At 60.2% G+C, this 7090-nt stretch carries 7 protein-coding genes and 1 pseudogene; 2 read left to right on the top strand and 6 right to left on the bottom strand.

What is annotated here, in order from left to right; genetic code table 11:
- Nucleotides 1-110: 110 nt before the first annotated feature.
- Both E5W70_RS22720 and E5W70_RS22715 read right to left on the bottom strand, forming a co-directional pair.
- Complete coding sequence (locus tag E5W70_RS22720) at nt 111-326, bottom strand: hypothetical protein (RefSeq protein ID WP_292662655.1); 216 nt, start codon at nt 324-326, stop codon at nt 111-113.
- Nucleotides 323-523, bottom strand: a complete 201-nt coding sequence (locus E5W70_RS22715; protein WP_292662652.1) for a hypothetical protein — start codon at nt 521-523, stop codon at nt 323-325. The genes E5W70_RS22720 and E5W70_RS22715 overlap by 4 nt, the downstream gene beginning before the upstream one ends.
- Nucleotides 524-699: 176 nt before the next feature.
- On the opposite strand from E5W70_RS22715, the gene E5W70_RS22710 reads away from it, so the two are divergent.
- The gene (locus E5W70_RS22710; protein WP_292662669.1) at nt 700-942 is read left to right on the top strand and encodes a hypothetical protein; all 243 of its coding nucleotides are present in this window, start codon (nt 700-702) and stop codon (nt 940-942) included.
- On the opposite strand, the pseudogene E5W70_RS22705 reads toward E5W70_RS22710, so the two are convergent.
- The 3 genes and pseudogenes from E5W70_RS22705 to E5W70_RS22695 form a co-directional block, all read right to left on the bottom strand.
- Nucleotides 868-1208: pseudogene (locus E5W70_RS22705) on the bottom strand (branched-chain amino acid ABC transporter permease/ATP-binding protein); the annotation flags it as partial. The gene E5W70_RS22710 and the pseudogene E5W70_RS22705 overlap by 75 nt on opposite strands.
- A 409-nt stretch (nt 1209-1617) precedes the next feature.
- Nucleotides 1618-5004: an acyl-[ACP]--phospholipid O-acyltransferase gene (locus E5W70_RS22700; RefSeq protein WP_292662649.1), complete on the bottom strand. Its 3387-nt coding sequence runs from the start codon at nt 5002-5004 to the stop codon at nt 1618-1620.
- A gap of 161 nt (nt 5005-5165) precedes the next feature.
- The gene (locus tag E5W70_RS22695; RefSeq protein ID WP_292662647.1) at nt 5166-5540 is read right to left on the bottom strand and encodes a hypothetical protein; all 375 of its coding nucleotides are present in this window, start codon (nt 5538-5540) and stop codon (nt 5166-5168) included.
- A gap of 450 nt (nt 5541-5990) precedes the next feature.
- On the opposite strand from E5W70_RS22695, the gene E5W70_RS22690 reads away from it, so the two are divergent.
- The gene (locus E5W70_RS22690; RefSeq protein WP_292662645.1) at nt 5991-6233 is read left to right on the top strand and encodes a hypothetical protein; all 243 of its coding nucleotides are present in this window, start codon (nt 5991-5993) and stop codon (nt 6231-6233) included.
- Between the two features lie 695 nt (nt 6234-6928).
- Here E5W70_RS22690 and E5W70_RS22685 read toward each other — a convergent pair.
- Nucleotides 6929-7090: helix-turn-helix domain-containing protein (locus E5W70_RS22685; RefSeq protein WP_292662666.1), on the bottom strand; the 162-nt coding region annotated here is incomplete at its 5' end.

Below are 7090 nucleotides of genomic sequence, written 5' to 3'. Positions count from 1 at the left end.
CGCCTCACAGTATTGCTGCCGGATCGCTTGCCCTGATCGGCCCACGTCGTCGATCGACAAAGGTTCATTATGGAGCGACAACGCTCGCTAGGGCTTCCCGATGATGGGAGTCATGCTCGGTCCTTTCTCGGCAGAGAGCGGGCAACAAGCCGAAGGCGTTCATAAAGAACAGCCTCGTCGAACTCGCCGTCCGAGAAGAGTGCCATTGCGGTCATGCTCAGGCGCTCGGCCTGCTCGCTACTAACCGAGATACCTGCCTCGGCGCAGACACGATCAAAGACCTGTTTCAACAAAGCCAAATCGCCAGGATAGGCTATGCCACTCATTGAGACAGGCCCATGGCAGCAGATACTTCGACGACCGCCTCGGTTAGCTCTTCGTCGGATGCGACCAAATAAGGCGCAGCCTGCCTAATTTCCTTCAGTGCCGCTTTGATCGAAACTGTGTCACCATACTCGGCCCTGTTTAGAAGTGCAGCGATTGCTTGTTCTAGAACTGGAGTTACCCTTTGTACATTGGTCATCCAACCCATCCCCAAAGACACGCCCCGGTGGGATAATAATCTATTCCTGATTGGCTTCAATTGAATGTAAGAAACGTACGGTTGCTCACCGTTGCTTAGCCGTTCAGTCCGGAATATTGGTGAAAATTTATTCGGCATGCGTCTTGATGCGATGGCAGTGCTTGGAGTGCGGGTGCATGCTTACGGAGCCTGGCCTTGGCCGCCTGTCCTTTATCGAATTCCAAATGCCCACGCCGGTCGAGATGCCGCCCAAGGTCTTCCACGTATTCAACCTCCTCCATCTCAACGGCAGAGACCTGCGTGAGGCTCCGCTCCTGGAGCCGCATCATCCTTCGCAGCGGTCGGATCTCACCTGGCATGCCTTCGACCAGCTTCCTGCCCTCCTGCAGGACGGTTACTTTCTCGGCCAGCTCAAATAGCGCATCCACGCGAGGTCAATGATGATCATCGTGCGTGACGCGCTCATGCCGGCAAGCGGCTCGTCGAGTAGGAGGAGGCTAACCGATTGTCGTCAGCGCCAGACCGATTTGCAGCCGCCGTTCCCCGCCACAGGCAAGATCCGAAACAGGCCGATCGAGCCGCGCCATGAGGTTCACCAGCGCTGCCGTTCGCAAGACCTGCTCATTGAGACCGGAACGTCGCGGATATGCTTGAACGGATAAGCCTGAACCCTGAACTTTCCGCGCGCGCCTCGTCGAGGACTCGCGCAGGCCCGTGGTCGCAGCCCGCTAAGAGCTGCGGCAAGCTGTCCGTGGTCATTTGATTGTTCAGCGCCGTGGCGATTGGATCCGCGCCGGCGAGGAAGCGACGGGGCAGTTCGCCCTGGCTTTCAAGCTGGATCAGCGTCCGAGCACGCTTGGCGGCGTCACCACCCTTGCTTGCCGTTCTGCGAGATCCAGAACTGCTCGTGCTGAGTTCGGCGATCGTGATAGTTATAGGTTTAAGATTCCAAAGGTCAGACAGAGACGGCTGCCGCGCATCCGGTGATTTTCGGGACCTAATGAAGTGTCGGCGTTACCTACGCGGGCGGCAACTGGATGGGAGTGCGCGGGAGAGCGGGCCAGCTTGGTTCGTCGGCCATTGGTAGGACGTGCTCAAGCGGCGTTAATCTTCATCTCTGCGCCGAGCACCATCTTTGTCACGGCGGCGAAGTCGAGCTTTCCGGAGCCGAGGACGGGCACTTTCGCAACGATGCGCACTCCGGCGGGCACCATCAGGTCCATGGCGCCGTTGGCCTTAGCGAAGGCCAGGAATTCGGCACGCGTGGCGTTGACGGCCTCGGTGATGAGGATCAGCTTTTCGCCCTTGCGCGCATCTGGCACGGCGGCGACCGCCGAGAGCGAGCCTTTCCACAATTCGCCCGCCAGCGCCTCGACGGCGGCCATCGAGATCATCTCGCCACCGATCTTGGCAAAGCGCTTGGCGCGGCCTCGAATGGTGATGAAGCCGACATCGTCGACGGCGACGACGTCGCCGGTGTCATGCCAGCCGTCTTCGAGCGGTTCGAGCACGCCCGGCTTCTCGGCGCGCAGATAGCCTGCCATGACGTTGGGCCCACGCACGAACAGCCGTCCCCCATCCTCGACGCCAGGCACCGGATCCAGGCGATACTCCATACCCGGCATGATTTTGCCGACGCTGCCGGACCGGTTGTACATCGGCGTGTTGATGGAGATCACGGGCGCGGTTTCGGTCACGCCGTAGCCTTCGAGGATGCGCAGGCCGAACTTTTCCATATAGATCGCGCGCGTCGAAGGCTTGACCGGTTCCGCGCCGGCAAAGCAGTAGCGCACCGAGCGGAAGTCATAAGGGTGTGCGGTGCGGGCATAGCCGGCAAGGAACGTATCGGTGCCGAAGATGATCGTTGCGTTCGAGGCGTAAACCAACTCCGGCACGATCCGATAGTGCAGCGGCGAGGGGTAGAAATAGACCGGCACGCCCGAGATCAGCGGCAGCACCGTGCCCGCCGTCATGCCGAAGGAATGGAAGATCGGCAGCACATTGAAGACCTTGTCGCCTGAGTGGAAGTCGATACGCGAGGCGGCCTGGGCGGCATTGGCCAGGATGTTGCGGTGGGTGAGCACCACGCCCTTGGGCGTGCCTTCGGAACCTGAGGTGAACAGGATCACCGCTGGATCTTCGGACTTGCGGGCGACCCGGGGTGCACTTTTGCGCAAAAGGCCGAGCAGCTTGTCCTTGAGGCCAATGGTGGCGCGCAGATCATCGAGCCAGACGATGTCGACCGAGCGGCCGAGTTCCTCGACCACCGCGCCGAGTTTCGCTTGTTCGACAAAGGCGCGCGAGGTCAGCACGGTGCGCACCTCGGCGGCCGTGCAAGCGGAGAGGATGTTGGCCGCACCGGCAGTGAAGTTCATCATCGCCGGAACCTTGCCGGCCGACATGACGCCGAGCAGTGTCGCACAGGCGCCGTTAGCGTTGGGCAGCATGATACCGAGCGTCTGCTGGCCGGCATAGAGGTGTTCGAATTTCTCGCCAAGCACGGCAGCCGCTGTCAGCAGCTTGCCGTAACTCAGCGAACCGGTGACGGGGTCCTGCACGGCCAGCTGCTTCATGCCGCGTTCGTTCGCCGTCTGGATGATCTTCTCCAGCACGGTCTTGTCGATGTCCTGGGTGCGGAAGAGGAGGTCGGACATGACCTGGTAAAGGGCAGCGCCCGCCGCTGCGCGGCGCTTCCGGCCCTTCAGATCCTGCAGTACTTCAAGTTTGACGGGCTCCAGAATGGTCACCTTGACCTTCGGGAACAGCCGGCGGCGAATATGCAGCGAGGTCAGCCGCGAAAAATAGCTCTTCTCCAGGCCGTCGATGCGCACGGGCACGACCATCGAGCCGGTCTTGTCGGCCACCATGGCGGCACCGTCATAGACCTTCATCAGGCCGCCGGTGACGGTGATCCGGCCTTCGGGGAAGATGACCAGCGGATCGCCGCCTTGCACGACCTTGATAAGCGTGCGGGTCGACATCGGCTTGGCCGGATTGAGCGGCAGGGCGCGGGCGAGGTTCATAAACGGCTTCATCCACCAGGCCTGGGCGATGGTGTAGTCGATGGCAAACACCGGCTCCTCATCGGTCAGAGTCAAAGCCAGCGGGCCGTCGAGGAAACTGACATGGTTGAGCGCCAGGATGGGTGCCGGGCCGGCCGCCTTGAGGTTTTCTAGCCCCTCCACCTCCAGACGATGGAAGGCTCGGAACAGAATGGAAACGAAGTCGCGGAAGGCGTTGGTTGGCAGATATCTCAGCATCAGCCAGGCGGCGACCACGTTGAATGCGGCGAGGCCGAACAGGATACCTCCAGTGGAGACGCCCGCTGCTTGAATCGCGGCGACGAGTATGCCGCCCACCGTCATGAAGCCTGCATTGACGATGCTCACGGCGGCGACGACGCGAGCGCGGCTGGCTTCGGGCGCCCAGGCTTGTACGGCGGCGAAGGTCGGCACGACAAGAAAGGCGCTGGCAATAGCCATGCCGGCAAGGTCGATCGCAACATGGACCGTGTTTGGCCCGGCGAAGAATGTTGCGAGCGTTTCGGCCCTGACCGAAGGCTGCATGCTCCAGATGGTCCAGGCCAGGTCCAAGCCGAATAGTGCCATCAACGCCGTGCCAACCGGGGCTGGCAAGAGCACGATGCGGCCCTGCGACATCCATGCGGCTATGGCAGAGCCAATGGCGATCGAGACGGCGAACACCGCGAGATAGGCGGTGACAGCGATTTCGCCGCCACCGAGCGAATCCTTGACCGACGTAGGCAGGATCGAAAGGACAATGGCCCCGATCAGCCAGAACCACGACGTCATCAGTCCGGCGTGCCAGATCCGCTTGTCGGCACGCAAGCCGTTGACCTGTCGCCACGTCGAGCGAAAGATGTTCCTGTCTATAACGAGGTCGGGTGCAGCAGAACCGGTTGACGGAATGTATCGGCTGACAAACCAGCAACCGATGGCGAGGATCATCATTATCGGCCCGAAGACCGAGACGCCTATGCCATCGGCCGAGACGACGCCTCCGGCGATAGTGCCGCCGAGGATGGCGGCGAAGGTTGCCGATTCGATCCAGGCATTGGCGCGGGGCAATTCCTTGCGCTCGAGATGATCCGGTAGGATGCCGTACTTGATCGGTCCGAACAGTGCCGAGATGATGCCGAACATAAGCAACGCCATCATCAGCACCGGGATCGACGACAGCGCGATCCCAACGACTGCGACAGCAGCTGCGGCGATCTCGGTGAATTTCAGCCGACGGGCGATGAGCGCCTTGTCGAACCGGTCGGCGATCTCGCCACCAAGGGCAGACAGGAGCAGGAAAGGAGCCATGAAGACGGCACCCGCCAGGGTGACCAGTGATGCCGCCTTGTCCGCCGCCAGGGTGAACAGAATAAGGAAAACCAGCGTGTTCTTGAGGAAATTGTCGTTGAAGGCGGACAGGAACTGCGTCCAGAAGAGAGGCGCAAAACGCCGTGAAGTCATCAGATGACTGTTCGTAGGGTTGTTCGTGACGATTTCCATAGCGGCGACTTCCATTGGGCAGACCGTTGAAGATCCTGGTCGGATCGATCAGCGGTCTTGCGCGGTTTGAGCCTTTTTGTAGTGGGAACCCGATTACGCTTCGTTACTGCGGCTCACATTGATCAGCAGCTTTCGGTGTTGCCGGTTGATGAAGCGGCTTGCCTCTTCCGCGTCTCGCGGTGTCTTGGTGATGGTTCGAGGTATCCACGAGCCTGGTCGCGGCCATCGGGCAGAACCCCTTGGCGGCAAAGCTCGCCCCATGAAATTGATGCGGCCGTCATCATCCAGGCGGCGATAGCGAAAGTGGGCGTGGTCAACGTTTGCAGGCGCTTGAACCCTTGGGAGCATAGCTGTTGGAGGTCATCGATATTGTCTTTTGGTTTCAGGGTGAGGTTGCGCCGGCGTTGGTCTGTTTCCGGGTTCGATACAATCAGCCGGTCTTGCGACACGCTTTCGCAGCCGGTCGAGGACGGCGTCAGTGAGCCGGCTCGCTTCATCGGCATGAGCGGTGACGGCATACATCATCAAAGCAATAAGACTGCCCGCATCCTCACCCCGTCGTTTGGTCGAAAGTAAGGTGGGACAATCAGAGTGCGCAAACTTGTCATCACTGATACTGCGCTTCACCCCAGCTTTTAGCGTGCGCCCTTCGGCATATGCGTGATTCACCATTCCTTCACTTTATTAGCGCACGTTCATATGCGGACATGTTGGTGTAGCTTGTACGTGCCCAAAGCCCCGGCGCATCGACCAGCGCTGGAGCTTTTTTTGTCCGCCTGGTAATCCGCGTGTTCCCCAGACAGGGGCGTGAACTGCGCAGTCGCCCTTGAAGGTGAGTTCGCCGCTGTGGTGTCCTCTTGCATCGACCAAGGTTAAGGCGATGCCATCGACTTGAGTATAGCTGTGCGTATTTTGACATTTCGACGTCGCGGTGTCGGATTATTTGCATGCAAACCAGTTTCACGACGCTATCCTCCATCCTCAACGGACCATTCTGGGAGGAATGCATGGCTGCGCATGAGCAACATGCCGTTGAAATCGTTAGGGACAACGGGTGGTCGGTTCGCGTGACGGTCAGCGGCACCACCACCACGGTCCCTTTTACATCAGAGAGCTACGCGCGCTCGTTTGCAGACGGTCAGGCATTCCGGCTGGGCGTTCAGGTCGCGGAAATCAAGCAGGCCGCCTAGCTGCGCGCTTGGCCCAAAGCCGCATGGCAATTGAAGCCCGAGTGACCAAAGTCGGTTGAAATTAGCTGTTGAGCGGCATAAGAGGGCTGCGGTTTCACCGCGAGTGCTTAGATAACTCGCTTCGATGGCGGCCGCGCCCTCGTGGTTGCGGCGTCCTTGTTAAAGACGACGGTGCTGGCTTGCAGAAGGTTGACAGCGCCTGCATTGTCCAAACTCGGAGCCCTCATCACGGCGAAATTGCCGGGATGCTTGCCGAAAATGCGAGGGGCAATTCGACGTCACCCACCTCAGCTGGGACGAAGGTATCCATCATCTGCAGGGGGTCGGCTGCGGTTGCCCGGTTGAAGCGGTCGTAGGCCTGCTTGGCGGCCTTCAAAGACAGGCCATCTGAATCGGCGTCCCAGTGGGATCCTCATCAGGGGTCGAGCGGCAAGCGCGCACGCGAGTTGCCGCGCTTCGCGGGCTGTCCAATCAGCCGGCCGGCTCGTAAACGCCGGCAGCCTCGTCGGCAGCTGCGAGCACCGCTTTCATGTCGAGTTGTTGAGTACAACGAGATCGGCTACCGAGCCGCTTGCCCGCACCGCCAACGAACTGAAATCCCGTGCCTGTGTATTATTGCTGACCCTTCCGCGAGCGTTTGGGCTTGAAGCGGCAACGCTTACGGTCTGCCACGCGCGGCAAGTGACCAAGTAGCCTCACTCGCTCATCGCCTGAAGCACGTCGTGCTTGATGATCTCGATGCTGCGCAGATTGAGCAGGCGGATGACGCCTTTGTCCTTCAGCCGGGTGAAAACCCGCGATACGGTTTCGATGGTGAGGCCGAGATAATCGCCGATATCCATGCGCGACATCGGCAG

Origin of the sequence: Mesorhizobium sp. (assembly GCF_005063415.1) — a bacterium.
Classification (GTDB): Bacteria; Pseudomonadota; Alphaproteobacteria; order Rhizobiales; family Rhizobiaceae; genus Mesorhizobium.
Note: the sequence above shows the minus strand (reverse complement) of the source record. Positions and strands in the feature narration are given on the sequence as shown.